This is a genomic window from Kitasatospora sp. NBC_00458 (genome assembly GCF_036013975.1).
Lineage (GTDB): Bacteria > Actinomycetota > Actinomycetes > Streptomycetales > Streptomycetaceae > Kitasatospora.
Genome location: NZ_CP107904.1, coordinates 3,029,378 through 3,054,008 on the forward strand (window position 1 = coordinate 3,029,378; position 24,631 = coordinate 3,054,008).

A 24,631-nucleotide genomic window follows, 5' to 3' on the forward strand; every position below is an offset into this window, starting at 1 on the left:
ACCGCCTCGGAGACCCGTTCCCCGCGGGACCGCTCAGCGCGCCCCGACGGAGGCCCGCAGCGCCCCGTCCGGCCCGGCCAGCAGCAGCGGGGTCCCGGCGCCGCCGAGGTCCCGGACCGCCGCCAGGTCGGCCGCGGAGGGCTCCTCCGCCTCGCTCACCAGTGCCGCGGCCTCCAGCGACCTCGCGCCGCTGGCCACCGCCATCGCCACCGCCGTCTGCACCGCGCTGAGCTGCAGCGACTCCAGCGCGACCGTCCCGGCCACGTACGTCCGGCCGGTCTCGTCACGCACCGCGGCCCCCTCCGGGACGCCGTTGCGGGCGCGGGCGGAGCGGGCCAGGGTGATGATCTTCTTGTCTTCGGGGTCGAGCTCGACGATGTCACTCATGCCCAGGAGCATAGGCGCCGCCCGGCGGCCCCGGATCAGTGCCCGATCGGGTTCGGCGGGCCCGGCCGCATGACCTTCACGAAGGTCTTCGGACCGGACGGCAGCGGCTCCTCGTCCTCGGCCCGCTTGCGCCAGTACGGGTTGTCGTGCGGCAGGTGGCTGCTGACCCGGCCGTACATGCCGAACGTGGTGATCACCAGGCCGAAGACGAAGGCGAACAGCACGTTGGACATCCGGAAGTTCAGGATGTTGGCGTCCGGCCGCCCCAGCACCGTCAGCCCGTAGAAGCCGGAGAGCACGAACAGCACGCCGACCACCATGTTGAGGTTGGAGGCGAAGTTCCCGCCGATGACCGCGCCGGCCACCAGGACCGCGCCCATCACGATGGACAGGATGCTCAGCGCCCCGTTGGTCGACATCCCCGCGATGTCGCTGCCGCTGGTGGACAGGAAGCCCGGGTGGTCGGCCAGCCCGAGGCAGCCGAACACGATCAGGAAGATCCCGCCGAGCCCCGCACCGATCCGCCAGACCAGCAGCAGCTTGTGGTCGACGGGCAGTTCGTCTTGCAGCTTCATGGCGACCTCCGCCTAGCCGTAGGGGTGGCTTCCCTGCATGTGCGGCACCTCGTGCATGTACAGCGAGCCGCACTGCTGGCAGCACCGGAGCCCGGTCCCCCACTCCTGCTCCGGCCGCGTCTCGGCGTCGGCGGGGATGGTGCGGCCGCACAGGGCGGTGGCCGGATCACCGTCCCGCACCACGTGCCAGACCTTGACCCCGCCCGCCGTCCCCTGCGGGCCGTACTCCGCGCGAAGTTGGTGAGTCATGCTCTCCATCGTCGCTCCGGAAGGACGGGAGCGCTACTCGCCGGCCGCCCGGGCCGCACCGGCCTCCGCCAGGACCGGGGCGGCCACCACCGAGCCGATCCGGTTGCGCCGGCCGGCCGAGCTCTCCGCGGTCAGCCGGATCGCGGTCAGCCCGCCCGGGACCTCCTCCGGCAGCGGGATCTCGCAGGACGAACCGGGGATCGGCACCCGGCCGAGGTGCTTGGCGAGCAGCCCGCCCACGGTCTCGACGTCCTCGTCCTCCAGCTCGATCCCGAACAGCTCGCCCAGGTCCTCGACCAGCAGCCGGGCGGTGATCCGGTAGGTGCCGTCCCCGAGGTCCTCGACCGGGGCGATCTCCCGGTCGTACTCGTCGGTGATCTCGCCGACGATCTCCTCCAGGATGTCCTCGATGGTGACCAGGCCGGCGGTCCCGCCGTACTCGTCGATCACGATCGCCACGTGCGAGCGCATCTGCTGCATCTCGCGCAGCAGGTCGGCGGCCGGCTTGGAGTCCGGCACGAACACCGCCGGCCGCAGCACCGCGCCGACCTCGTCGGACTCGGAGTCCCGGTTGATGTGGGTGCGCCGCACGAGGTCCTTGAGGTAGACGATGCCGACCACGTCGTCCTCGTTGTCGCCGACCACCGGGATCCGCGAGAAGCCCGAGCGCAGCGCCAGGGTGAGCGCCTGCCGGACGGTCTTGTGCCGCTCGATCATCACCAGGTCGGTCCGCGGCACCATCACCTCGCGGACGATGGTGTCGCCCAGCTCGAAGACCGAGTGCACCATCCGGCGCTCCTCGTCCTCGATGACGTCGTTCTTCTCGGCGAGGTCGACCAGCGCCCGCAGCTCCGCCTCGGAGGCGAACGGGCCCTCCTTGTACCCCTTGCCGGGGGTGAGGGCGTTGCCGAGCAGGATCAGCAGCCGCGGGATCGGGCCGAGGATCCGGGCCAGCGGCAGCAGCACGAAGGAGGCGGCGGTCGCGGTGGAGAGCGGGTGCTGGCGCCCGATCGTGCGCGGCGAGACGCCGACCGCCACGAACGACACCAGCACCATCACGCCGAACGCCAGCAGCACGGCCTGCCAGGTCGAGTCCAGGCTGCGGACGCAGACCACGGTGACCAGGACGGCCGCCGCCATCTCGCTGGCCACCCGGATCAGGGTGGCCAGGTTGAGGTAGCGGATCGGGTCCGAGGCCAGGGCCAGCAGCCGGGCCGAACCCTTCCGGCCGGACCGGACGGCCTCCTCCGCGCGGAACCGGGAGACCCGGGAGATGCCCGCCTCGGCGCACGCCGCCAGCCAGCCGAGGACGACCAGCAGCACGGCGCCGAGGATGAAACTCGTACTCTCACCACTCACAGGGGTTCGGGCTCCGCGCTCAGTGGGTGGTGGGGGCCGGCGAGATGCCGCCGAGGCCGCGCCCGGCCCGCCAGCCGTCGAGGATCGCCTTCTGGAGGCCGAACATCTCCTCCTCCTCGTCCGGCTCCTCGTGGTCGTACCCGAGCACGTGCAGCACGCCGTGGACGGTGAGCAGCTGCAGCTCCTCGTCCATCGAGTGCTTGGACGGGGCCGCCTTGCCCTGCTGCTCGGCGACCTCGGGGCAGAGGACGATGTCGCCGAGCAGGCCCTGCGGCAGCTCCTCGCCCTCCTTGCCCGGTCGCAGCTCGTCCATCGGGAACGACATCACGTCGGTCGGGCCCGGGAGGTCCATCCACTGGATGTGCAGCTCCTCCATCGCCGCACCGTCCACCAGGATCACGGACAGTTCGGACTGCGGGTGGATCCGCATCTTGTCCAGTGCGTAGCGGGCGACGTCGAGGATGGCTTCCTCGTCAGCGTCCCAACCGGACTCGTTGGCGATGTCGATCGACATGACGGGCTGGTTACTCAGCTTTCGGTGCGATGGGACTGTCGGGGTGCGCGCGAGCCGCGCCGCTGGGCCGGCTGGGCCGGCTGGGCCGGGAGCGGGCGCTCCTCGGACTCCTGCCGGGCGTCCCAGCGCTCGTACGCGTCCACGATCCGGCCGACCAGCTTGTGGCGGACCACGTCGGTGCTGGTGAGGACGGAGAAGTGGATGTCGGGCACGTCGACCAGGATCTCCTGGACGACCTTGAGGCCGCTGCGGGTGCCGCCCGGGAGGTCGATCTGGCTGGTGTCGCCGGTGACGACCACCCGGGAGTTGAACCCGAGGCGGGTGAGGAACATCTTCATCTGCTCGGGCGAGGTGTTCTGGGCCTCGTCCAGGATGATGAAGGCGTCGTTGAGGGTGCGGCCGCGCATGTAGGCCAGCGGGGCGACCTCGATGGTCCCGGCGGCCATCAGGCGCGGGATCGAGTCCGGGTCCATCATGTCGTGCAGCGCGTCGTACAGCGGGCGCAGGTACGGGTCGATCTTCTCGTAGAGGGTGCCGGGCAGGAAGCCCAGCCGCTCCCCCGCCTCGACGGCCGGACGGGTCAGGATGATCCGGTTGACCTCCTTGGCCTGGAGGGCCTGGACGGCCTTGGCCATCGCGAGGTAGGTCTTGCCAGTGCCGGCCGGGCCGAGCCCGAAGACGATGGTGTGCTTGTCGATCGCGTCGACGTAGCGCTGCTGGTTGAGGGTCTTGGGGCGGATGGTCCGGCCCCGGTTGGACAGGATGTTCGCGGTGAACACCTGCGACGGTGCCGGGCTGTCCGGGTCGTCCTCGGCACTCCGGATCATGGCGATGGAGCGCTCCACGGCGTCCTCCGTCAGGGGTTGGCCGGTGCGCAGCACCAGCATCATCTCGGTGAAGAGCCGCTGGACGAGCGCGACCTCGGCCCGCTCCCCGGTGGCGGTGACCTCGTTGCCGCGGACGTGGATGTCGGCGGCGGGGAAGCCCCGCTCGATCACGCGCAGCAAGGAGTCCGCGGTGCCGAGCAGGGTGACCATCGGGTGCTTCTCGGGGATGACGATCCGGGCGCTGGTGGAGCCGCCGTCGTCCGCCGGTTCGGGGCGCGACTGTCCGTTGGTACGGGTCTGCGATGTGTCACTCATAGGTCGGCGCTGGGGCCTGCCTCATCCCATCCGTGTCTCGTCGGTGCCGCTCGGTCTCTCCGGGGCACCAGGGTACGCCGCGCACGTGATCGCCGCGGCGGGCGGCGGGGCCGCACCCGACGATGCTCCGGCAGATCGGGAGGCGGCGCGAGCGGTTTTCCGCACCGTCCACGGGCCGCCCGCGTCGCCGCGGGCGCCGTGACGGCGCTGCCGGTCCGCGCGGCCCTTCACGCGCGGTGCCGGGGCGGTACTGGTACCCGCGCCAGGTCCTCGGCAAGCACGATCGGGCCGTCGAAGTGCTTGCGGGCGTCGGCGAGGTGCTGCCCGAGGTCCGGGTAGCGCTGGGAGAAGTGGGTCAGCACCAGGGTCCGCGCGCCGGCCTCGGCGGCGACCTTGCCCGCCTGGCCGGCGGTGAGGTGGCCGTGCTCCTCGGCCAGCCGCCCGTCGGCGTCGGTGAAGGTGGCCTCGATGACCAGCAGGTCCGCGCCCTCCGCCAGCTCGTGCACGCCCTCGCAGAGCCGGGTGTCCATCACGAAGGCGAACCGCTGGCCCGGCCGGGGCTCGCTGACCTCCTCCAGGGTGACCCGGCGGCCGTCCGCCTCGATCGCGCCCTGGTGCTGGAGCCGGCCGACGTCCGGGCCGGAGATCCCCAGGTCGGCCAGGAGGCCGGGCACCAGCCGGCGGCCGTCCGGCTCGCTCAGCCGGTAGCCGAAGGACTCGACGGGGTGGGAGAGCCGGACGGCGTCCAGCGCGAACCGGGCGCCGGGCGCGGGCAGCGGGCCGGAGTCCTCGATCGGGCGGGGGCGCAGCACGGCCGTCTCGTGGAAGGCGGTGGCGTGCCGCAGCCGCTCGAAGTAGACCTCGCCGGAGGCCGGGAAGTAGACGTCGACCGGGTGCGGCACGCGGTCCAGGTTGATCCGCTGGATCACCCCGGCCAGGCCCAGGCTGTGGTCGCCGTGGAAGTGCGTGACGGCGATCCGGGTGAGCTGGGTGGCGGAGACCCCGGCGTGCAGCATCTGCCGCTGGGTGCCCTCCCCCGGGTCGAAGAGCAGGCCCTCGCCGTCCCAGCGCAGCAGGTAGCCGTTGTGGTTCCGGTGCCGGGTCGGGACCTGGCTCGCGGTGCCGAGGACGACGAGTTCGCGCTGCGACACGCGGCTAGACCATGCGCTCGGTCATCGACATGCCGCCGAGCACGTGCACGTGGGCGTGGAAGACGGTCTGCCCGGCGCCGGCGCCGGTGTTGAAGATCAGCCGGTAGTCCGCGATGCCCTCGTCCGCGGCGACCCGGCCCGCCTCGGCGAGCAGCTCGCCGGCGATCTCCGGCTCGGCGTCGGCCAGCGCGGCGGCGTTCGGGTAGTGGGCGTGCGGGATGACCAGGACGTGCACCGGGGCCTTCGGGGCGATGTCCCGGAAGGCGAGGACCCGGTCGGTCTTGCGCACCACGGTGGCCGGGATCTCGCCGGCCACGATCTTGCAGAACAGGCAGTCGGGCTGCGGCTCGCCGGCCATCGGGTTCTCCTCGCGGATTGTCGGTCGGATCGGACGGGGTCGGACGGGGTCGGACGGGGTCGGGCACGGCACCCGGCTCGGCGTCGGACCCGGGATCGGGCCCGGTGCCGGTCCGGGCGTACGGCGGCATGCTAGCCGAGCCGCACCCCGGCCTGCCGGTACTCGCGCAGGTGCTTGCGGCGGACCACCCGGACCCCGACGGCGGTGCCCTCGGACTCCGGCTCCTCGGTGAGCAGGCCGACCACGACGATCACGAAGCCGAGCAGCCAGCGCTTGGTCAGCCGCCAGGTGCCCGGACGGCCGCCGTCCGCCCGGCGGACCGACCGGAGGGCCAGCAGGCCCTTGCCGAGGCTGAAGCCGGTGAGGCGGGTGAACAGCACCTGGTTGGTGAAGGAGGCGGCGAGGAAGACGGCCGCCAGCGTGCCGAAGTAGGTGCCGGCCGAGCCGTCGGGACCGCTCGCCGACTTGGCGGCGGCGAACCCGGCGGCGACGGCGGCCAGGGCGTCGGCGGTGGCCGCGAGGAACCGCCGGAAGCTGCCCGCCTCCGGGGGGCGCGGCACCCGGGGAGGCGACGGCTGCGCCTGCGGCGGGTAGGGGGCCGCACCGTACTGCGGCGGCCCGTACTGCGGCGCGCCCTGGTGCGGCGGCCCGTACTGCGGCGCTCCGTACTGCGGTGGCCCGTACTGCGGCGCTCCGTACTGCGGTGGCCCGTACTGGGCCGGTGCCTGCGGCTGCGGGTACCCCTGTGCCATGTGCTCCCCCGTGAGCGGCCGGTCGGCCCGGGGCCGACCTTGATCGAGAACAGCCCCGCATCGTACCCGCCCCCGCCCGGACCAGGGGCGGGAGGCCGGACGCGCCCGCCTCCCGCCCCGCCTCCCGCTTCCAGCCCGTCCCGGTGCTACGCCCAGGGCAGCGGCGGGGGCGTCTTCGCCGGGGTCCGCTCCAGCGCCTCCAGCGCGATCCGGACGCCCTCGACGAGCTGCGGGTCCTCCCCCGCCGCCCACGCGTGCGGAGGCACCGGCACCTCGACGTCCGGGTCGACCCCGTGGTTCTCCACGCCCCAGCCGTGCCGCTCGGACCAGAACGCGTACTTGGGCTGGGTCACCAGGGTGCCGTCCACCAGCGAGTACCGGCTGTCGATGCCGATCACCCCGCCCCAGGTGCGGGTGCCGACCACCGGGCCGATGCCCAGCATCTGGATCACCGCGTTGACGATGTCGCCGTCCGAGCCGGAGTACTCGTCGGCCAGGGCGACGACCGGCCCGCGCGGCGCGTCCTCCGGGTACGGCGCCGGGTTGGCGACGTCCCTGGCCACGCCCCAGCCGACGATCCGCCGGGCCAGCTTCTCGATCACCAGCTGCGAGGTGTGCCCGCCCCGGTTGCCCCGGATGTCGACGACCACGCCCTCCCGGGCCATCTCCGAACGCAGGTCGCGGTGGATCTGCGCCCAGCCGGTGGTCTGCATGTCGGGGACGTGCAGGTAGCCGAGCCGCCCGCCGGACAGCTCCCGGACGGCGGCCCGCCGGCCGGTCACCCAGTCGTGGTAGCGCAGCGCCTCGTCGTCGGCGAGCGGGACCACCACCGGGTGCCGCCGGTCGGTGCCGTCCTTGCCGGCCACGGTCAGCTCGACCGGCTGCCCGGCGGTGCCCGCCAGCAGCGGCGCCGGGCCGGTCACCGGGTCGACCGGGCGGCCGTTGACCGCCAGCACGGCGTCGCCGGGGCGGATCGCGGCGCCCGGCGCGGCCAGCGGCGAGCGGGCCCGGGGGTCGGAGGACTCGCCGGGCAGGATCCGGGCGATCCGCCAGACCTCGCCGTCCTTGACCAGGTCGGCGCCGAGCAGGCCCTGCCGGCGGGCCGCCTCGGTGTGCAGGCCGTGCGGCAGCACGTAGGCGTGCGAGGTGCCCAGCTCGCCGTGCACCTCCCAGAGCAGGTCGACCAGGTCGTCGTGCGAGCCGATCCGCTCCACCAGGGGCCGGTAGCGGGCCAGCACGCCGGCCCAGTCCACGCCGTCGAGGTCCGGGCGCCAGAAGTTGTCGCGCATCAGGCGGCCGTTCTCGTCGAACATCTGCCGCCACTCGGCGGCCGGGTCGACGGTCACCCGCAGCCGGTCGAGGTCGACCTCGACCTCGTCGTCCTCGCCGGAGGCCTTGTGGTCGGCGGGCACGATCCGCAGCTCGCCCTCGTCCAGCACGGCGAGCCGCGTGCCGTCGCCGCTCACCGCGAACGAGTCCAGGCCGTCCACCAGCTGCTCGGCCCGGCGCTTGCGGAAGTCGAACCGCTCCAGCGCGGGGCGCGGCCGCTCGTCCTCCAGCGAGGCCGCCTCGTCGCCGAGCTCCCCGAGCAGCGGCACGCGCGTCCACAGCACGCCGTCCCTGGCGGCCCGCAGCGTGCCGAACCGGCCGCCCTCCACCGGGAAGGGCACGATCCGGTCGGCGATGCCGTCCAGGTCGACCCGGGTGACCGGCGGCGCGTCGGCCGCGCCCTCCTCGCCGTCCGCCTTCTTGGCCTTGGGCTCGTCGTCCTCCCCGCCGACCGGCCGGCCGGCCCGCCGCGGCCCGAACGGGGACGGCGTGTCGGCGGCCAGCGTGATCAGGTACGGGCGGCAGCCGTTCGGGAAGGACAGGTCGAAGACGTGCGAGTCGTAGACCGGGTCGAAGTTGCGCACCGAGAGGAACGCCAGGTGCCGGCCGTCCGCGGTGAAGGCCGGCGAGGTGTCGATGAAGCGCTGCGGGGTGGCCTCGGAGACCGTCCGGGTGGTCAGGTTGGCCAGCGCGATCTGGCGCAGCGACCACGGCCCGAGGGTCGGCTGGGACCAGGCCAGCCACGCCGAGTCGGGGCTGAACGCCAGGCCGCTGACCTCGCCGTCGGTGCTGTGCGCCAGCTCGTGCACGACACCGTCGGCCAGGGCCACCAGCAGGACCCGGCCGTCGTGCGAGCCGACCGCCAGCTGCTTGCCGTCCGGCGAGACGAGCAGCGACCGGACCCGGCCGAGCCGTCCGGCGGCCAGTCGGCGGCGCTCGGTGCCGAGGACGGCGGGCGCGTACTCGATCGCGTCCTCGCCCTCGGCGTCGGTCACCCAGACCACCCCCTGCCCGCCGTCCTCGCCCGAGCCCGGCACCACCCGGGCGAGCCGGCCGCGCACGCCCGGGGTCTCGTCCAGGACGCGGGCCGGGCCCTCCCGGTGGGTCAGCCAGTGCACGGTGCCGCGCACCACGACGGCGCCGGCCCGGCCGGTGCGGTCGGGGGCGGCGGTCTCCAGCCAGTGCGCGGCCGGCACCGGGCGCGGGCGGCGGCCGGTGCGCGGGCCCGCCAGGCGGACGTCGAGGCGGCGCGGCTCGGCACCGGCCAGGTCGTCCAGCAGCCAGAGGTCGCCCGCGGCGTGCCAGGCCACCCGGGTGCCGTCGGTGGTGGCGTTGCGGGCGTAGAAGCCGTCCGGGGAGGAGGAGTGGCGGCGCAGGTCGGTGCCGTCCGGGAGGCTGGACCAGAGCGCGCCGACGCCCTCGTGGTCGGAGAGGAAGGCGATCCTGGACCGGCCCGGTCCGCCCACCCAGAGCGGCGATTCGATGTTCCCGTCGAGCTCCCGGTGGATCCGCTCGAACCGGTCCGTGCCGATCCAGAGCTTGCCGGTCCGCCCGCCCCGGTAGCGCTTCCACCAGGCCGGCTCGACCCCGAACGCCGAGACCAGCAGCGCCCGGTCCCCGCCCGGCTCGAAGGACAGCCCGCCGACCGGTCCGTACGGCAGCCGGGCCGGCTCGCCGCCGTCCGGCGGCACCGCGAACGCCCAGGTGCGGCGCAGCGAGGCCTGCCCGGCGGCGGTGGTGGCGATCGGCCGGCCGTCCGGCGTCCAGCCGCGCAGCTGGGTCTGGGCGTCGCCCCAGTGGGTCAGCCGCCGGGACGGGCCGCCGTCGACCGGGACGACGTGCACCTCGGGCGCGCCGTCCCGGGTGGAGGTGAAGGCGACGTGCCGGCCGTCCGGGGAGAATCTCGGGCGGCGGACCGGGAGGTGATCGGCCGTCAGTCTCCAGGCCCGGCCGCCGTCCAGCGGGGCGAGCCACACGTCGTTCTCGGCGACGAAGGTGACCAGGTCGCCGTGCAGGTGCGGGTGGCGCAGGTAGGCGCCGGCGGGGATGGTTTCGGGTTCGCTCACCTCGCCAGCCTAGGCACCGGTGCCGCGGCCACGCCCGGTTTTCCGCCGACCGCGCCCCGGTCGGGGGACGGTCGGCGGGGGACTCCCGGACGGGGGCCGGGGGGCGGCTGCCCGGGCGGGCCCGTACCGGCCGGGGTCATCGCGTTCCGGCCCGGGCCGGGCGGCTCAGCTCCAGCGGCCGGTGCGTCCCAGCAGCAGGGCCCCGGCCGCCACCCCCGCCGTCGAGGTGCGCAGGACCGACGGGCCGAGCCGGAACGGCCTGGCGCCGGCCTCGGCGAAGGCGGCCAGCTCCTCCGGGGAGACCCCGCCCTCGGGGCCGACCACCAGCACGAGGTCCCCGGTCCCGGGCAGCACGGCCCCGGCCAGCGGCTCGGCCCCCTCCTCGTGCAGCACGGCCGCGAACGCGGCGGCGGCCAGCAGCGGGACCAGCTGCCGGGTGGTCACCGGGTCGCGGACCTCGGGGAACCGCAGCCGGCGGGACTGCTTGCCCGCCTCCCGCGCGGTGGCGCGCCACTTGGCGAGCGCCTTGGCGCCGCGCTCGCCCTTCCACTGGGTGATGCAGCGGGACGCCGCCCACGGGACCACCACGTCCACGCCGACCTCGGTCATGGTCTCCACGGCCAGCTCGCCGCGGTCGCCCTTGGGCAGGGCCTGGACCACGACGATCCGCGGCGCCGGCTCGGGCTCGCGGCGCACGGCCGCGACCGCCACCTCGACGGCGTCCTTGCCGTGCACCGCCGCGACGGTGCCGTCCACCCCGAGGCCGAGCCCGTCGGCCAGGGTGACGGCCTCGCCCGGCTCCAGCCGCTTCACGGCGGCCGCGTGCCGCCCCTCCGGCCCGTCCAGCCGGACCAGCGCCCCGGGAGCGGCGGCGGCGATCCGCTCGGTCTCGACGACGAACACGGGCGCGGTCATGGGGGTCTTCCTCCGGGGTGGGTCGGGCGGTGGAACGACGGCGCCCGGCGCCCCCGGACGGTTGTCGCGGGGGTGCCGGGCGCCGGAGCCGTCAGCGGCCGTTGAAGGCGTCCTTCAGCCGGGAGAACAGCCCCTGCTGCCCGGGCGCGAACTGGCCGGACGGCCGCTCCTCGCCGCGCAGCACCGCGAGGCGGCGCAGCAGCTCCTCCTGCTCGGGATCGAGCTTGGTGGGCGTCTGCACCTCGACGTGCACTATCAGGTCGCCCCGGCCGCCGCCGCGCAGGTGCGTGATGCCGCGGCCGTGCAGCGGGATCGACTGGCCGGACTGGGTGCCGGGCCGGATGTCGACCTCCTCCAGCCCGTCCAGGGTCTGCAGCGGCACCTGGGTACCGAGCGAGGCGGCCGTCATCGGGATGGTGACGGTGCAGTGCAGGTCGTCGCCGCGGCGCTGGAACACCGTGTGGCTGGTCTCGGCGATCTCGACGTAGAGGTCGCCGGCCGGGCCGCCGCCGGGGCCGACCTCGCCCTCGCCGGCCAGCTGGATCCGGGTGCCGTTGTCGACACCGGCGGGGATCTTGACGGTCAGGGTGCGGCGGGCGCGGACCCGGCCGTCGCCGGCGCACTCCGGGCACGGGGTCGGCACGACGGTGCCGAAGCCCTGGCACTGCGGGCAGGGGCGGGAGGTCATGACCTGGCCCAGGAAGGACCGGGTGACCTGGGAGACCTCGCCCTTGCCGCGACACATGTCACAGGTCTGCGCGGAGGTACCGGGGGCCGCGCCCTCGCCGCTGCAGGTGGTGCAGGTGACGGCCGTGTCGACCTGGAGTTCCTTGGTGGTGCCGAAGGCGGCCTCCTCCAGGGTGATCTCCAGCCGGATCATGGCGTCCTGGCCGCGCCGCGTCCGCGAGCGCGGTCCGCGCTGGCCGGAGGCCGCGCCGAAGAAGGCGTCCATGATGTCGGAGAAGCCGAAGCCCGCCGCGCCCGCGCCGAAGCCGCCCGGTCCGCCCGCGCCGCCGTTCGGCGACAGCGGGTCGCCGCCCAGGTCGTAGACCTGACGCTTCTGCGGATCGGAGAGCACCTCGTAGGCGGCGTTGATCTCCTTGAACCGCTCCTGCGTCTTCGGGTCCGGGTTGACGTCCGGGTGCAGTTCGCGTGCCAGGCGCCGGAACGCCTTCTTGATCTCGTCCTGCCCCGCATCCCGTCGGACGCCGAGTACCGCGTAGTAGTCCGTGGCCACCAAATGCTCCGCTTGTTCCGCCTGTAGAAGTGCTTGCGACTGGAACCACCGCCAGGGTCCTGGCGGTGGCCTTTCCTACGACTCGGCCAGGATCTGGCCCACGTACCGTGCCACCGCTCGCACCGCCCCCATTGTGCCCGGATAGTCCATCCGGGTCGGACCGATCACACCCAGTTTGGCCACGCTCTCGTCGCCCGAACCGTAACCGACCGAGACGACGGAGGTGGAATTGAGGCCCTCGTAGGCGTTCTCGCGCCCGATCCGGACCGTCATCCCGGCGTCCGCGGTCTCACCCAGGAGGCGGAGCAGGATGACCTGTTCCTCCAGTGCCTCCAGCACCGGCTGGATGGTCAACGGGAAGTCGTGGCCGAAACGGGTCAGGTTGGCCGTGCCGGCCAGCATGATCCGTTCCTCGTTCTGTTCGGCGAGCGCCTCGAAGAGCGTCGCCAGGACCGTCGCGACGGTCGGCCGGTCGCCCGCCTCGAACTGGGCGGGGAGGTCCTCCAGCAGTCCCGGGACCTCGGGCAGCCGCTGTCCGGCGGCCCGCGCGTTGATCCGGGCCCGGAGGTCCGCCAGGACGGTCTCGCCGACCGCCCCGGGGCAGTCCACCATCCGTTGCTCGACCCGGCCGGTGTTGGTGATCAGCACCAGCATCACCTTGACCGGGGCCAGCGCGACCAGCTCGATGTGCCGCACGGTGGAGCGGGAGAGCGAGGGGTACTGCACGACCGCGACCTGGCGGGTCAGCTGGGCGAGCAGCCGGACCGTGCGGGCGACCACGTCGTCGAGGTCGACCGCCCCGTCCAGGAAGTGCCGGATCGCGCGCCGCTCGGGCGCGCTCATCGGCTTGACCTCGGCGAGCCGGTCCACGAAGAGGCGGTACCCCTTGTCGGTGGGGATACGCCCGGCGCTGGTGTGCGGCTGGTGGATGTAGCCGTCCTCCTCCAGCGCCGCCATGTCGTTGCGGACGGTCGCCGGGGAGACCCCGAGGTTGTGCCGCTCGACCAGGGCCTTGGAACCGACCGGCTCCTCGGTCCCCACGTAGTCCTGGACGATGGCGCGAAGCACCGCGAGCTTGCGGTCGTCCAGCTGGCGGACCTCACCGGCCATGGGCACGCACCTCCGTCTTCACGCGTTGTCCGTTGTGACAAGTGTCCGTTTCGAGTCGCTTCGGACCGCTCTGGGAGGGCCCGGGCTTGGCACTCGGAACACACGAGTGCCAGAACCGTACCTGCCAGTGTAAGGCCCGGGTCCGACCTCAGGAACGGCCCGGCCGGGGTGATCCTGCCCGCAGTTCGCGGCGCGCGGGTGATGCCGCGGGGCCGGGCGGGTGGCAGCATCGGAAGCGAACGGCGAACGGAGGACCAGCGATGTCGACCTCGGGCCAGCACAGCCGCTTCGCACCGGACCGCGGCCTGACCGGCCGGATGGTCGGGACGATGTTCGTGATCGGGCTGCTGTACGTCGGATTCACCGGACTGCTGATCGTGCTGCTGCGCGGCGCCTGGCCGATCATCGTGCTGATCTCCGGCGGCCTGTTCGTGGCCCAGTTCTGGTTCAGCGACAGGATCACCGAACGCGCCATGGGCGCCCACCGCGTCACCCCCGAGCAGTACCCGCAGCTGCACGGCACCGTCGACCGGCTCTGCGCACTGGCCGACATGCCCAAACCCCGGGTCGCGGTCGCCGACAACGACATGCCGAACGCCTTCGCCACCGGCCGCAACCCGAAGAACGCGGTGGTCTGCGTCACCACCGGCCTGCTCCGCCGGCTGGAACCCGAGGAGCTGGAGGGGGTGCTCGCCCACGAGCTGTCCCACGTCGCCCACCGGGACGTCGCGGTGATGACGATCGCCGGCTTCCTCGGCGTCCTCGCCGGGGCCATGACCCGGATCGCCATGTACGGCGGGTTCATGGGCGGCGGCCGCAACAGCAACGACTCCAACGCCGCGCTCGCCGCGCTCGTCATCCCGCTGGTGTCGGTCGTCGTCTACGCGATCAGCTTCCTGCTGACCAGGCTGCTCTCCCGCTACCGGGAGCTGGCAGCCGACCGGGCCGCCGCCCAGCTCACCGGCCGCCCCAGTGCGCTGGCCTCGGCGCTCACCAAGGTGACCGGCCAGATCGCCGCCATCCCGACCAAGGACCTGCGCCAGGCGCAGGCCTACAACGCCTTCTACTTCGCCCCCGCGCTGAGCGCCCGGGAGACCGCCACCCAGCTGTTCTCCACCCACCCGACGCTGGAGAAGCGGCTGGAGCAGCTGGCGGAGATCTCCACCCGGCTCGGCCACTGACCGGCCGCCGACCGACCGCTGACCGGCGGCTGATCGGCCGCCGACCGGCCGCCGATCCGGCCGCCGGACCGCCTCCACCGAACCGCCTCCTCGTGAACCGCCTCCTCCGGGAGGGGAGGGAAAGGGACCACCGTGGGAATCCTGGACGCCCTGTTCGGCCGCACCAAGCCCGTCAGGCCCGACCTCGACCAGCTGTTCGGCGTGCCGTCCGCCGCGCTCACCCTGGAGGCGGCGGCCGGCTTCCGGCCCACCGGGGTCGGGTCGGTCTGCTTCGCCTCGGTGGAGGGCGGGGCGTTCGGCGAGGTCGAACGCCAGGTCCGGGCCCTCCTGGACGCCGACACCGAACGCGGCGGCGTCCCCGTCGAGGCCTCCAAGGACGCCTACGGCTACTCCTGGCTGCTGGCCCGGCACGCGCCCGGGGAGCTTCCGGAGCTCGTCAACGACCTCCACGCGGTCAACAGCGAGCTGGAGGCCAACGGCTTCGGGCCGCAGCTGCTCTGCTCGCTGGTCGCCTTCCGCAACGAGGCCGACCGGCCGCTGGCCCTGGTGTACCTGTACAAGCGCGGCACCTTCTACCCCTTCGCCCCGGTGCCCGGCGGCGGCGAGAAGCGCGACAGCCCGCTGGAACTGCAGGTCAACGCCCTGCTGGGGAACGACCTGCGGCTGGAGAAGGACCTCACCCGCTGGTTCCCGGTCTGGGGCGCGCCGGGTCTCTGACCCTTCGTCCGCCTTCCCTATAGTCGCTGCATGCGCAGCCGCCAGTACGGACCCGACCTGACCCCGCCGTGGAAGAGGCAGCAGCCCGCCCCCGAGGTCGCAGCCGAGCGCGACCTGGTGGTCGAGGAGGCGGCGAGCGGCTTCTGCGGGGCCGTGGTGCGCTGCGAGAAGACCGCCGAGGGGTTCACCGTCACCCTGGAGGACCGGTTCGGCAAGCACCGGGTCTTCCCGCTGGTGCCGCGCGGCTTCCTGCTGGAGGGCCGCGTCGTCACCCTGGTCCGGCCCGCCGCGGCCGCTCCGGCGCCCTCCCGTGCCCCCGGCCGCACCGCCTCCGGCTCGGTCGCGGTGCCCGGCGCCCGGGCCCGGGTGGCCCGCGAGTCCCGGATCTACGTCGAGGGCCGGCACGACGCCGAGCTGGTCGAACGGGTCTGGGGCGACGACCTGCGGATCGAGGGCGTGGTGGTCGAGTACCTGGAGGGCGTCGACGACCTGCCCGCGATCGTCGCCGAGTTCGCCCCCGGGCCCGGCCGGCGGCTCGGCGTCCTGGTCGACCACCTGCTCCCCGGAACCAAGGAGCACCGCATCGCCGCCCGGGTCACCGGCGAGGCCGTCCTCGTGGTGGGGCACCCGTACATCGACGTCTGGCAGGCCGTGAAGCCGTCCAGCGTGGGCATCCCGGGCTGGCCCGCCGTCCCGCGCGGCGAGGAGTGGAAGGAGGGCGTCTGCCGCCGCCTCGGCTGGCCGGTGGACACCCCCGCCGCCTGGAAACGCATCCTCGCCTCGGTGGACTCCTACCGGGACCTGGAGCCGGAACTGCTCGGCCGGGTCGAGGAGCTCATCGACTTCGTGACGCTGCCGGAGTGAGGCGGATCAGACGTACCGCTGGAAGTCGGCCGTGTCCAGCGTGACACCGAGCGCGTCGACCGGGACGGGATCGCCGAACTTGCTGGTCCGCTCGGACATGTAGCGCGGCTGCCCGGTCCCGGCACCCCCGTCCAGCTCGGTCAGCAGCACGCACCGCCCCTCGATCGGATCGACGATCAGGTAGGCGGGGATCACGCCCTCGGCGTACATCTCCCGCTTGGTCCGGTAGTCCCGGTCGACGCTGGTCCTGGACACGACCTCGACCACCAGGGTGACCGAGGGGGACGGCAGCAGTCGGCCGTGTTCCTCGACCGCGCCCCGTTCGAAGACGACCAGGTCCGGCTGCGGTTCACTGGTCTGGCCGGGGATCGCCAGGTCCTGCGTGGTGAGCGGACGCCACCGGTCGTAGGGAATCTGGTGCTGGATCGCCAGGACGATGAGGTTGTGGACCATGTCCGGCCCCGCCATCATCACGATTTCCCCCCGGATGAGTTCGGCCTTGAAGCCCTCCGGAACCTCAAGGTTCTCGAAGATCCCTGTCACCCGGTCATCGATGGCGGTCATCGCACGCTCCCTCCGACGGCTGGCACCACGTTAACGAATATCAGTCCACCAGGTCACGCACGACCGCGTCGGCCAGCAGGCGCCCCCGGAGGGTGAGGACCGCGCGACTGCTGGCTTCATAGCGTTCCGAAATCTCCGGTGTCGAGCGTGATGCCCAGGCGTTCCAGCGGAATCGGGTCGCCGAACTTCGTGGTGCGCTCGGACCAGTAGTCCGGCACGCCCGAGGCCGTCGACGCCATCGGCTCGGTCAGCAGCACGCACTGCCCCTTGATCGGATCGACGATCAGATAGACCGGAATCGGCCCTCCCGCGTACATCTCCCGCTTGACGTGGTAGTCGCGGTGGGCGCTGGTCCTGGACACGACCTCAACAGCCACCGTCACCGCTGGCGCGGGGATCAGCCGCCCGGGCCCCTCGACCGCGCCTCGCTCGATCACCACCAGGTCCGGCTGCGGCTCACCGGCCTCGCGGGGGAACGCCACGTCCTGCGTCTGGAGCCGGTGCCAGCGGGCGCGGGGGATCTGGTCGACGATCGCCTCGACGATCCAGTTGTGGACCATGTCCGGCCCCGCCGTCATCACGATTTCCCCCCGGATGAGCTCGGCCTTGACACCCTCCGGAACCTCAAGGTTCTCGAAGATCCCTGTCACCCGGTCATCGATGGCGGTCATCGCACGCTCCCCCTCGACGGCTGACACCCACGTCAACGAACGTCAGTCCACCAGGTCACGCACGACCGCGTCGGCCAGCAGGCGCCCCCGGAGGGTGAGGACCGCGCGGCCGGCGGCGTGGGGGGCGGCGTCGAGGAGGCCGTCGGCCAGGTGCTGCCGCGCGGCCTTCAGGCCGGTCTCCGTCAGCAGGTCCAGCGGGATGCCCTCGGCGAGGCGCAGCTCCAGCAGGATCCGCTCGACCCGGCGGTCCTCGGCGGTGAGCCGCTCACGGCCCTGGGCGGGGGTGCGCCCCTCGGCGAGGGCCTGCGCGTAGGCGGCCGGGTGCTTGGCGTTCCACCAGCGGACGCCGCCGACGTGGCTGTGCGCGCCGGGGCCCGCGCCCCACCAGTCGCCGCCGGTCCAGTACAGCTCGTTGTGGCGGCAGCGGCCCTCGGGGGCGGTGGACCAGTTGGAGACCTCGTACCAGGAGTAGCCGGCGGCGGTGAGCGCCCGCTCGGCGATCAGGTAGCGGTCGGCGTGCACGTCGTCGTCGATCATCGGCAGTTCGCCGCGCTTGACCCGGGCGGCGAGCTTCGTGCCGTCCTCGACGATCAGCGAGTACGCGGAGACGTGGTCCGGGCCGGCGCCGATCGCCGCGTCCAGGGAGGCCCGCCAGTCGTCGTCGGACTCGCCGGGGGTGCCGTAGATCAGGTCGAGGTTGACGTGCTCGAAGCCGGCGGCGCGGGCCTCGGCGACGCAGGCCTCCGGGCGGCCGGGGGTGTGGTGGCGGTCGAGCAGCTGCAGGACGTGCGGCCGGGCGCTCTGCATGCCGAAGGAGACCCGGTTGTAGCCGCCCTCGCGCAGTTCGGCCAGGTACGCCGGGTCGACCGACTCCGGGTTGGCCTCGGTGGTCACCTCGGCGCCGTCGGCGAGCCCGAACTCCTCGCGGATCGCGGCCAGCATCCGCACCAGGTCGCCGGCGGGCAGCAGGGTGGGGGTGCCGCCCCCGAGGAAGACGGTCCGCACCGGCAGGTCGGCGTCCCCCAGCACCTTCCGGGCGTGGCGGACCTCGGCCACCACGTTGTCGGCGTACGTCTCCTGCGAGGCGACGGCGCCCGAGGAGCGCAGCTCGGTGGCGGTGTAGGTGTTGAAGTCGCAGTAGCCGCAGCGGCTCGCGCAGTAGGGCACGTGCAGGTAGAAGCCGAACGGCCGGGAGCCCAGTCCGTCGAGCGCGGACACGGGCAGGGAACCGTCGGACGGCACCGGTTCGCCGTCGGGGAGTGCGGAGGGCATGACCCCATTGTCCCGTACGGCCCGGGTGCTCCCCCGGGCCGTACGGGACGGGGCGGCTCAGGCCTCGTTGGCGCCCGCGTACATCGCGGTCACGGCGTCCGCGTACTCGCGCTCGACCACCGGGCGCTTGATCTTCAGGCTCGGGGTGAGCTCGCCGTGCTCGACGTCCAGGTCGCGCGGCAGCAGGTGGAACCTCTTCACCGTCTGCCAGCGCTGGAGGTCGGCGTTGAGCCGCTGCACGAAGCCGTCGATCAGCTTGTGCACCTGCGGGTCGGCGACCACCTCGGCGTAGGACTTGCCGGCCAGGCCGTGCTCGGCGGCCCACGGCATGATCGCCGCCTCGTCCAGGCCGATCAGCGCGGTGCAGAAGTTGCGGCCGTTGCCGATCACCAGGATGTTGCTGACGAACGGGCAGACCGCCTTGAACTTGCCCTCCACCTCGCTGGGCGCGACGTACTTGCCGCCGGAGGTCTTGAACATGTCCTTCTTGCGGTCGGTGATCCGCAGGAAGCCGTCCGCCGACAGCTCGCCGATGTCCTCGGTGTGGAACCAGCCGTCGGCCTCCAGCACCTCGGCGGTCTTCTCCGGCAGGTTGTGGTAGCCGCGCATGATGCCGGGGCCGCGCAGCAGGATCTCGCCGTCCTCGGCGATCCGGACCTCGGTGCCGGGCAGCGGGCGGCCGACCGTGCCGACCCGGATGTCCTCCGCCCGGTTGACGCACGAGCCGGCGCTGGTCTCGCTCAGTCCGTAGCCCTCCAGGATCGGCACCCCGGCGCCGACGAAGAAGTAGCCGATCTCGGGGGCGAGCGCGGCGCTGCCGGACACCGCGCCGCGCAGCCGGCCGCCGAACGCGGCCCGGATCTTCGCGTACACCAGCTTGTCGGCCAGGGAGTGCTTGAGGCCGAGGGCGAACGGCACGCGGTCGCTGCCGGTGGCGATCCGGTTGGCCTGGGCGGTGCGGGCGTACTCGCGGGCGGTGCGGGCCGCCCACAGGAAGATCTTGTACTTGGCGCCGCCCTCCGCCCGGGCCTTGCCGGCGATGCCGTTGTAGACCTTCTCGAAGATGCGCGGCGCCGAGGCCATGATGGTCGGCCGGATCACCGGCAGGTTGTGGATGATCCGGTCGACCCGCCCGTCCAGGGCCATCACGTGGCCGGTGGCGATCTGCCCCGAGATCAGCGTCTTGCCGAAGACGTGCGACAGCGGCAGCCACATGAACTGCACGTCGTCGGCGGCCAGCAGCCCGCTGGCCTCCTGCGCCCTCCCCTCGTACGCCCAGCAGTCGTGCACCAGGCGCACGCCCTTGGGCCGACCGGTGGTGCCCGAGGTGTAGATGAGGGTGGCCAACTGCTCCTTGTCGAGCGCGGCGATGGTCCGCTCGACGGCGTCGGGGTGCTCGGCCAGGTACTCGGTGCCGAGCTGTTCCAGCTCGGCGAAGGTGATCACGGTCAGCCCGGCGGCCTCGGGGACCTCGGCGACCGCGTCGAAGAGGATGACGGTCTTCAGCTCGGGCAGCCGCTCCTGCTCGGCGAGGACCTTGGCCAGCTGGGCGGCGTTCTCGGCGAAGATGGCCCGGGAGCCGGAGTCGGAGAGGATGAACGCGGTCTCGTCGGCGTTGGTGCTCGGGTAGACGGCGGTGGTGGCCGCGCCCGCGCACATGTTGCCGAGGTCGGCGAGGACCCACTCCAGCCGGGTGGAGGAGGAGAGGGCGACCCGGTCCTCGGACCGGATGCCCAGCGACAGCAGACCGGCGGCCACCGCGTACACCCGGGTGGCGGCCTGGGCCCAGGTCACCGAACGCCACTGCTCGGCGCCGGGGGCGCTGTCCGCCGCCTGCTCGTCCACCGGGGCCGGGTAGCGGTAGGCCTCGGCACCCGGGGTGGCGGCGACGCGCTCCAGGAACAGGTGGGCGACGGAGGCGGGGCGCCCGGCGACGATGTCGGCGCGGCCGGAGTCGATCAGGGACTGCGCGGAACTCAACGAGGACCTCCGGGAGCGGGTGGCCGTCTGAGGGAAGGCTCTGAGGGATTGTCGCGGCGTCCGTGGGGGCGGTCGCCGGCCCCCCGCGGTAACCAGGCCGGTACCGGTGAGTAACAAGGGGGCAATCAGCAGCCTAGGGGGAAACCGGTCATTCCGTAAGAGGGGGCGCCCAGCTGGCACCCTCCCGATCCGCCGGTGCACGGCACAAGGCCGCCCGCCGGAACGTTCGGCAAAGGGCTGGACAAAGATCCGGCTCGCTTGCCCGGAATGGCCTGCGCGAGCCGGCCGAAGACCGAGAATTGGGATGCCAAAGCCGCCGCCGACGACAAGAGTGAGCCAGTGCTGATCAGACTGCTCAGGGCGTACCTCCGCCCGTACACCCGACCGATCACCCTGCTGGTGCTGCTCCAGCTGATTTCCACCCTCGGCCTGCTCTACCTGCCGACGCTCAACGCCGACATCATCGACAACGGCGTGGTGAAGGGCGACACCGGATACATCCTGCGCGTGGGTGCCGTGATGATCGGCATCACCCTGCTCCAGACCCTCTGCGCCATCTGCGCCGTCTACTACGGCGCGCGCACCGCGATGGCCCTCGGCCGGGACGTCCGCACCGACATCTTCGACCGCGTGCAGGGCTTCTCCTCGCGCGAGATGGGCCAGTTCGGCGCCCCCTCGCTGATCACCCGGACCACCAACGACGTCCAGCAGGTCCAGATGCTGGTGCTGATGACGTTCACGATGATGGTGGCCGCGCCGATCATGTGCGTCGGCGGCATCATCATGGCGCTCAACCAGGACGTGCCGCTCTCCGGGCTGCTGCTCGCCGTGGTGCCCACCCTCGGCGCCGTCGTCATCCTGCTGGTGCGGGCGCTGCGCCCGCGCTTCCGCAGCATGCAGGAGAAGATCGACACCGTGAACCGGGTCCTGCGCGAGCAGATCACCGGCATCCGGGTCATCCGGGCCTTCGTCAAGGACGACCACGAGCAGGCCCGGTTCGCCGGCGCCAACGAGGACCTCACCGGGGTCTCGCTCCAGGTCGGCAAGCTGATGGCCTACCTCTTCCCCAGCGTGATGCTGGTCGTGAACGTCTCCAGCGTCGCCGTGCTCTGGTTCGGCGCCCACCGGATCGACAGCGGGGACATGGAGATCGGCGCGCTCACCGCGTTCCTCTCCTACCTGCTGCAGATCCTGATGAGCGTCATGATGGCCACCTTCATGTTCATGATGGTGCCGCGCGCCGAGGTCTGCGCCGAGCGGATCCAGGAGGTGCTCACCACCAGCTCCAGCGTCGTCCCGCCCGCCGCCCCCGTCACCGAGGTGCTCCGCCGCGGCCACCTCGAACTGCGCGACGTCGACTTCCGCTACCCCGGGGCCGAGGCCTCGGTCCTGCGCGGCATCGACATCGCCGCCAGCCCCGGTGAGACCACCGCCGTCATCGGCTCCACCGGCAGCGGGAAGTCCACCCTGCTCGGCCTCGTCCCCCGGCTCTTCGACGCCACCACGGGCCAGGTCCTGCTCAACGGCGTCGACGTCCGCGAACTCGCCCCCGAGACCATCGCCGACAGCGTCGGGCTCGTCCCGCAGAAGCCCTACCTGTTCTCCGGCACCGTCGCCAGCAACCTCCGCTACGGCCGGCCGGACGCCACCGACGAGGAGCTCTGGCACGCCCTGGAGATCGCCCAGGCCAAGGAGTTCGTCGAACAGCTCGCCGAGGGCCTGAACGCGCCGATCGCCCAGGGCGGCGGCAACGTCTCCGGCGGCCAGCGGCAGCGCCTGGCCATCGCCCGCACCCTGGTCCGGCGGCCCGACATCTACCTCTTCGACGACTCGTTCTCCGCGCTCGACTACGCCACCGACGCCAGGCTGCGCAAGGCCCTCGCCCGCGAGACCTCCGACGCCACCGTGGTGATCGTCGCCCAGCGCGTCTCCACCATCCGCGACGCCGACCGGATCATCGTCCTCGACGAAGGCGCCGTCGTCGGCAGCGGCACCCACGGCGAACTCATGGCCGGCAACCCGACGTACCGGGAGATCGTGCTCTCCCAGCTCACCGAGCAGGAGGCGGCGTGACCACGCCCGACAAGCCCGCGCCGGACCGGACGAACCCGCCCACCGGCGGCCCGGGTGGACCCGGTGGACCCGGGGGTCCCGGTGGACCCGGCAGAGGCGGCCCCGGCCGGCCCGGAGGCGGCCGGCCCGCACCGGCCGGCGACTCCCAGGCCGCCGCAGCCCGCCGCGGCCCCGCCGGCCCCGGCCGCTTCATGGGCGGCCAGGGCGCCGAGAAGTCCATGGACTTCAAGGGCTCCGGCAAGCGCCTGCTGAAACTCCTCCGCCCGGAACGCGGCCTCATCGCCGGCGTCCTCGGCCTCGGCGTGCTCAGCATCGGCTGCGCCGTCATCGGCCCCAAGATCCTCGGCAACGCCACCGACCTGATCTTCGCCGGCGTCGTCAGCGGCCGCTTCCCGGCCGGCGCCTCCAAGCAGGAGGTCGTCGACGCCGTGCGCGGACGCGGCGACGACGACATCGCCGGCCTGCTCTCCTCCGTCGACTTCGTCCCCGGCCAGGGCATGGACTTCGGCGCCATCGGCACCGTCCTGCTCTGGGTGCTGGCGATCTACGTCGCGTCCTCCGTCTTCGGCGTCGTCCAGGGCCGCCTCGCCGCCCGCGCCATCCAGCGGGCGGGCTACCGGCTGCGCCAGGACGCCGAGGCCAAGCTCGCCCGGCTGCCGCTCAGCTACTTCGACCGGCAGCCGCGCGGCGAGGTGCTCAGCCGGGTGACCAACGACATCGACAACATCAGCCAGACGATGCAGCAGACCACCGGCCAGGTGATCAACTCGCTGCTGACCGTGGTCGGCGTCCTCGCCATGATGTTCTGGATCTCCTGGCTGCTCGCGCTGATCGCCCTGATCGCCGTCCCGCTCTCGGTGCTCGTCGCCACCCGGGTCGGCAAGCGCGCCCAGCCCCAGTTCGTCCAGCAGTGGAAGTCCACCGGGCAGCTCAACGCGCACATCGAGGAGATGTACACCGGGCACACCCTGGTCAAGGTCTTCGGCCGGCAGAAGGAGTCCGCCGAGACCTTCCGCGAGCACAACGACGCCCTCTACGCGGCCAGCTTCAAGGCCCAGTTCATCTCCGGCGTCATCCAGCCCGCGATGATGCTCATCGGCAACCTGCAGTACGTGCTGATCGCCGTGGTCGGCGGCCTGCGGGTGGCGAGCGGCGCGCTCAGCATCGGCGACGTCCAGGCGTTCATCCAGTACTCCCGGCAGTTCAGCCAGCCGCTCACCCAGGTCGCCAGCATGGCCAACCTGGTGCAGTCCGGCGTCGCCTCCGCCGAGCGCATCTTCGAACTCCTCGACGCGCCCGAGCAGACCCCCGAACCGGCCATGCCGGAACGCCCCGACGCCCTGCGCGGCCGGGTCGTCTTCCAGGACGTCGCCTTCCGCTACGACCCCGGCAAGCCGCTCATCGACGACCTCTCGCTCAAGGTCGAGCCCGGCCAGACCGTCGCCATCGTCGGCCCCACCGGCGCCGGCAAGACCACCCTGGTCAACCTGCTGATGCGGTTCTACGAGGTCAGCTCCGGCCGGATCACCCTCGACGGCGTCGACATCGCCGCGATGTCCCGCGAAGACCTGCGCTCCGGCATCGGCATGGTCCTCCAGGACACCTGGCTGTTCGGCGGCACCATCGCCGACAACATCGCCTACGGCGCCGACGGCGCCACCCGCGAACAGGTCGTCGAAGCCGCCCGGGCCGCGCACGTCGACCGCTTCGTCCGCACCCTCCCGGAGGGCTACGAGACCGTCATCGACGACGACGGCGCCGGCGTCAGCACCGGCGAGAAGCAGCTGATCACCATCGCCCGGGCCTTCCTCGCCCAGCCGTCGATCCTCGTCCTCGACGAGGCGACCAGCTCGGTCGACACCCGGACCGAGGTGCTCATCCAGCGCGCCATGGCCCGGCTGCGCAGCGGCCGCACCAGCTTCGTGATCGCCCACCGGCTCTCCACCATCCGGGACGCCGACGTGATCCTGGTGATGGAGGACGGCTCGATCGTCGAGCAGGGCACGCACGACGAGCTGATCGCCGCCGACGCCGCGTACGCGCGGCTCTACAAGGCGCAGTTCGCCGAGGCGGTCGCCGAGGTCGAGTGACGGCGACGGACACCGGGCGGGAGCCCGGGGCGGGAGGCCCGAGGGCCGCTCCGTCCCGGGCTCCCGCCGTCGGGG

At 72.9% G+C, this 24,631-nt stretch carries 22 protein-coding genes; 5 read left to right on the forward strand and 17 right to left on the reverse strand.

Annotated features, from left to right (window positions below; genetic code table 11):
• Positions 1 to 33 precede the first annotated feature (33 nt).
• The 13 genes from OG550_RS11975 to hrcA form a co-directional block, all read right to left on the reverse strand.
• Positions 34 to 387, reverse strand: a complete 354-nt coding sequence (locus tag OG550_RS11975; protein WP_327676768.1) for a cytidine deaminase — start codon at positions 385 to 387, stop codon at positions 34 to 36.
• 35 nt (positions 388 to 422) lie between these two features.
• Entirely contained in the window at positions 423 to 962 is a 540-nt protein-coding gene (locus tag OG550_RS11980; protein WP_327676770.1) for a DUF4383 domain-containing protein, read from the reverse strand.
• A 12-nt stretch (positions 963 to 974) separates the two neighbouring features.
• Positions 975 to 1,211, reverse strand: coding sequence for a hypothetical protein (locus OG550_RS11985; RefSeq protein ID WP_327676772.1), 237 nt, complete (start codon positions 1,209 to 1,211; stop codon positions 975 to 977).
• Between the two features lie 33 nt (positions 1,212 to 1,244).
• Positions 1,245 to 2,570, reverse strand: a complete 1,326-nt coding sequence (locus tag OG550_RS11990) for a hemolysin family protein (protein WP_327676775.1) — start codon at positions 2,568 to 2,570, stop codon at positions 1,245 to 1,247.
• A gap of 19 nt (positions 2,571 to 2,589) precedes the next feature.
• Positions 2,590 to 3,084 carry an rRNA maturation RNase YbeY gene (gene ybeY / locus OG550_RS11995; protein ID WP_238741059.1) on the reverse strand — a complete coding sequence of 165 codons (495 nt, stop codon included), beginning with the start codon at positions 3,082 to 3,084 and terminating at the stop codon, positions 2,590 to 2,592.
• Positions 3,085 to 3,098: 14 nt separating this feature from the next.
• Positions 3,099 to 4,226: a PhoH family protein gene (locus tag OG550_RS12000; protein ID WP_442905985.1), complete on the reverse strand. Its 1,128-nt coding sequence runs from the start codon at positions 4,224 to 4,226 to the stop codon at positions 3,099 to 3,101.
• 227 nt (positions 4,227 to 4,453) lie between these two features.
• Positions 4,454 to 5,377 (reverse strand): ribonuclease Z, encoded by a 924-nt coding sequence (locus tag OG550_RS12005; RefSeq protein WP_327676780.1) that lies wholly within the window; start codon positions 5,375 to 5,377, stop codon positions 4,454 to 4,456.
• 4 nt (positions 5,378 to 5,381) lie between these two features.
• On the reverse strand, positions 5,382 to 5,735 hold the full coding sequence (locus OG550_RS12010; RefSeq protein WP_327676782.1) for a histidine triad nucleotide-binding protein: 354 nt from the start codon (positions 5,733 to 5,735) through the stop codon (positions 5,382 to 5,384).
• Positions 5,736 to 5,866: 131 nt separating this feature from the next.
• The gene (locus OG550_RS12015) at positions 5,867 to 6,487 is read right to left on the reverse strand and encodes an RDD family protein (RefSeq protein ID WP_327676784.1); all 621 of its coding nucleotides are present in this window, start codon (positions 6,485 to 6,487) and stop codon (positions 5,867 to 5,869) included.
• Positions 6,488 to 6,633: 146 nt separating this feature from the next.
• Positions 6,634 to 9,882, reverse strand: a complete 3,249-nt coding sequence (locus tag OG550_RS12020) for a S41 family peptidase (RefSeq protein WP_327676785.1) — start codon at positions 9,880 to 9,882, stop codon at positions 6,634 to 6,636.
• A 165-nt stretch (positions 9,883 to 10,047) separates the two neighbouring features.
• A complete protein-coding gene (locus OG550_RS12025; RefSeq protein WP_327676787.1) occupies positions 10,048 to 10,797 on the reverse strand; it encodes a 16S rRNA (uracil(1498)-N(3))-methyltransferase in 750 nt (249 codons plus the stop codon).
• A gap of 91 nt (positions 10,798 to 10,888) precedes the next feature.
• Positions 10,889 to 12,034 carry a molecular chaperone DnaJ gene (gene dnaJ, locus OG550_RS12030; protein ID WP_327676789.1) on the reverse strand — a complete coding sequence of 382 codons (1,146 nt, stop codon included), beginning with the start codon at positions 12,032 to 12,034 and terminating at the stop codon, positions 10,889 to 10,891.
• A 75-nt stretch (positions 12,035 to 12,109) separates the two neighbouring features.
• Positions 12,110 to 13,144, reverse strand: coding sequence for a heat-inducible transcriptional repressor HrcA (gene hrcA / locus OG550_RS12035; protein WP_327676791.1), 1,035 nt, complete (start codon positions 13,142 to 13,144; stop codon positions 12,110 to 12,112).
• A 260-nt stretch (positions 13,145 to 13,404) separates the two neighbouring features.
• Between hrcA and htpX the strand changes: the two genes are divergently transcribed.
• From htpX to OG550_RS12050, 3 genes are all read left to right on the forward strand, one after another.
• On the forward strand, positions 13,405 to 14,325 hold the full coding sequence (gene htpX, locus OG550_RS12040) for a zinc metalloprotease HtpX (protein WP_327676793.1): 921 nt from the start codon (positions 13,405 to 13,407) through the stop codon (positions 14,323 to 14,325).
• A gap of 132 nt (positions 14,326 to 14,457) precedes the next feature.
• Entirely contained in the window at positions 14,458 to 15,042 is a 585-nt protein-coding gene (gene pspAB / locus OG550_RS12045; protein WP_327676795.1) for a PspA-associated protein PspAB, read from the forward strand.
• A gap of 30 nt (positions 15,043 to 15,072) precedes the next feature.
• The gene (locus tag OG550_RS12050) at positions 15,073 to 15,906 is read left to right on the forward strand and encodes a DUF3097 domain-containing protein (RefSeq protein ID WP_327676797.1); all 834 of its coding nucleotides are present in this window, start codon (positions 15,073 to 15,075) and stop codon (positions 15,904 to 15,906) included.
• A gap of 6 nt (positions 15,907 to 15,912) precedes the next feature.
• On the opposite strand, the gene OG550_RS12055 is transcribed toward OG550_RS12050, so the two are convergent.
• The 4 genes from OG550_RS12055 to OG550_RS12070 form a co-directional block, all read right to left on the reverse strand.
• A complete protein-coding gene (locus OG550_RS12055; RefSeq protein ID WP_327676799.1) occupies positions 15,913 to 16,470 on the reverse strand; it encodes a Uma2 family endonuclease in 558 nt (185 codons plus the stop codon).
• A 116-nt stretch (positions 16,471 to 16,586) separates the two neighbouring features.
• Positions 16,587 to 17,141, reverse strand: coding sequence for a Uma2 family endonuclease (locus tag OG550_RS12060; RefSeq protein ID WP_327676801.1), 555 nt, complete (start codon positions 17,139 to 17,141; stop codon positions 16,587 to 16,589).
• A gap of 42 nt (positions 17,142 to 17,183) precedes the next feature.
• Positions 17,184 to 18,413: a radical SAM family heme chaperone HemW gene (gene hemW / locus OG550_RS12065; RefSeq protein ID WP_327676802.1), complete on the reverse strand. Its 1,230-nt coding sequence runs from the start codon at positions 18,411 to 18,413 to the stop codon at positions 17,184 to 17,186.
• 57 nt (positions 18,414 to 18,470) lie between these two features.
• Positions 18,471 to 20,393, reverse strand: a complete 1,923-nt coding sequence (locus OG550_RS12070) for an AMP-dependent synthetase/ligase (protein ID WP_327676803.1) — start codon at positions 20,391 to 20,393, stop codon at positions 18,471 to 18,473.
• Between the two features lie 339 nt (positions 20,394 to 20,732).
• On the opposite strand from OG550_RS12070, the gene OG550_RS12075 reads away from it, so the two are divergent.
• A complete protein-coding gene (locus OG550_RS12075; protein WP_327676805.1) occupies positions 20,733 to 22,466 on the forward strand; it encodes an ABC transporter ATP-binding protein in 1,734 nt (577 codons plus the stop codon).
• Between the two features lie 191 nt (positions 22,467 to 22,657).
• Complete coding sequence (locus OG550_RS12080) at positions 22,658 to 24,556, forward strand: ABC transporter ATP-binding protein (RefSeq protein WP_327676807.1); 1,899 nt, start codon at positions 22,658 to 22,660, stop codon at positions 24,554 to 24,556.
• The last annotated feature ends 75 nt before the right edge of the window (positions 24,557 to 24,631 follow it).

Excerpts from the sequence above, each read along its gene's own strand:
- OG550_RS12055 (WP_327676799.1), bottom strand. The coding sequence starts at position 16,470 with ATGACCGCCATCGATGACCGGGTGACAGGGATCTTCGAGAACCTTGAG.
- OG550_RS12025 (WP_327676787.1), bottom strand. The coding sequence starts at position 10,797 with ATGACCGCGCCCGTGTTCGTCGTCGAGACCGAGCGGATCGCCGCCGCC.
- OG550_RS11980 (WP_327676770.1), bottom strand. The coding sequence starts at position 962 with ATGAAGCTGCAAGACGAACTGCCCGTCGACCACAAGCTGCTGCTGGTC.
- OG550_RS12060 (WP_327676801.1), bottom strand. The coding sequence starts at position 17,141 with ATGACCGCCATCGATGACCGGGTGACAGGGATCTTCGAGAACCTTGAG.
- OG550_RS12000 (WP_442905985.1), bottom strand. The coding sequence starts at position 4,226 with ATGAGTGACACATCGCAGACCCGTACCAACGGACAGTCGCGCCCCGAA.
- OG550_RS11975 (WP_327676768.1), bottom strand. The coding sequence starts at position 387 with ATGAGTGACATCGTCGAGCTCGACCCCGAAGACAAGAAGATCATCACC.
- hemW (WP_327676802.1), bottom strand. The coding sequence starts at position 18,413 with ATGCCCTCCGCACTCCCCGACGGCGAACCGGTGCCGTCCGACGGTTCC.
- ybeY (WP_238741059.1), bottom strand. The coding sequence starts at position 3,084 with ATGTCGATCGACATCGCCAACGAGTCCGGTTGGGACGCTGACGAGGAA.
- OG550_RS12080 (WP_327676807.1), top strand. The coding sequence starts at position 22,658 with ATGGGCGGCCAGGGCGCCGAGAAGTCCATGGACTTCAAGGGCTCCGGC.
- htpX (WP_327676793.1), top strand. The coding sequence starts at position 13,405 with ATGTCGACCTCGGGCCAGCACAGCCGCTTCGCACCGGACCGCGGCCTG.
- OG550_RS11985 (WP_327676772.1), bottom strand. The coding sequence starts at position 1,211 with ATGACTCACCAACTTCGCGCGGAGTACGGCCCGCAGGGGACGGCGGGC.
- OG550_RS12010 (WP_327676782.1), bottom strand. The coding sequence starts at position 5,735 with ATGGCCGGCGAGCCGCAGCCCGACTGCCTGTTCTGCAAGATCGTGGCC.
- OG550_RS12015 (WP_327676784.1), bottom strand. The coding sequence starts at position 6,487 with ATGGCACAGGGGTACCCGCAGCCGCAGGCACCGGCCCAGTACGGGCCA.
- OG550_RS12050 (WP_327676797.1), top strand. The coding sequence starts at position 15,073 with ATGCGCAGCCGCCAGTACGGACCCGACCTGACCCCGCCGTGGAAGAGG.
- hrcA (WP_327676791.1), bottom strand. The coding sequence starts at position 13,144 with ATGGCCGGTGAGGTCCGCCAGCTGGACGACCGCAAGCTCGCGGTGCTT.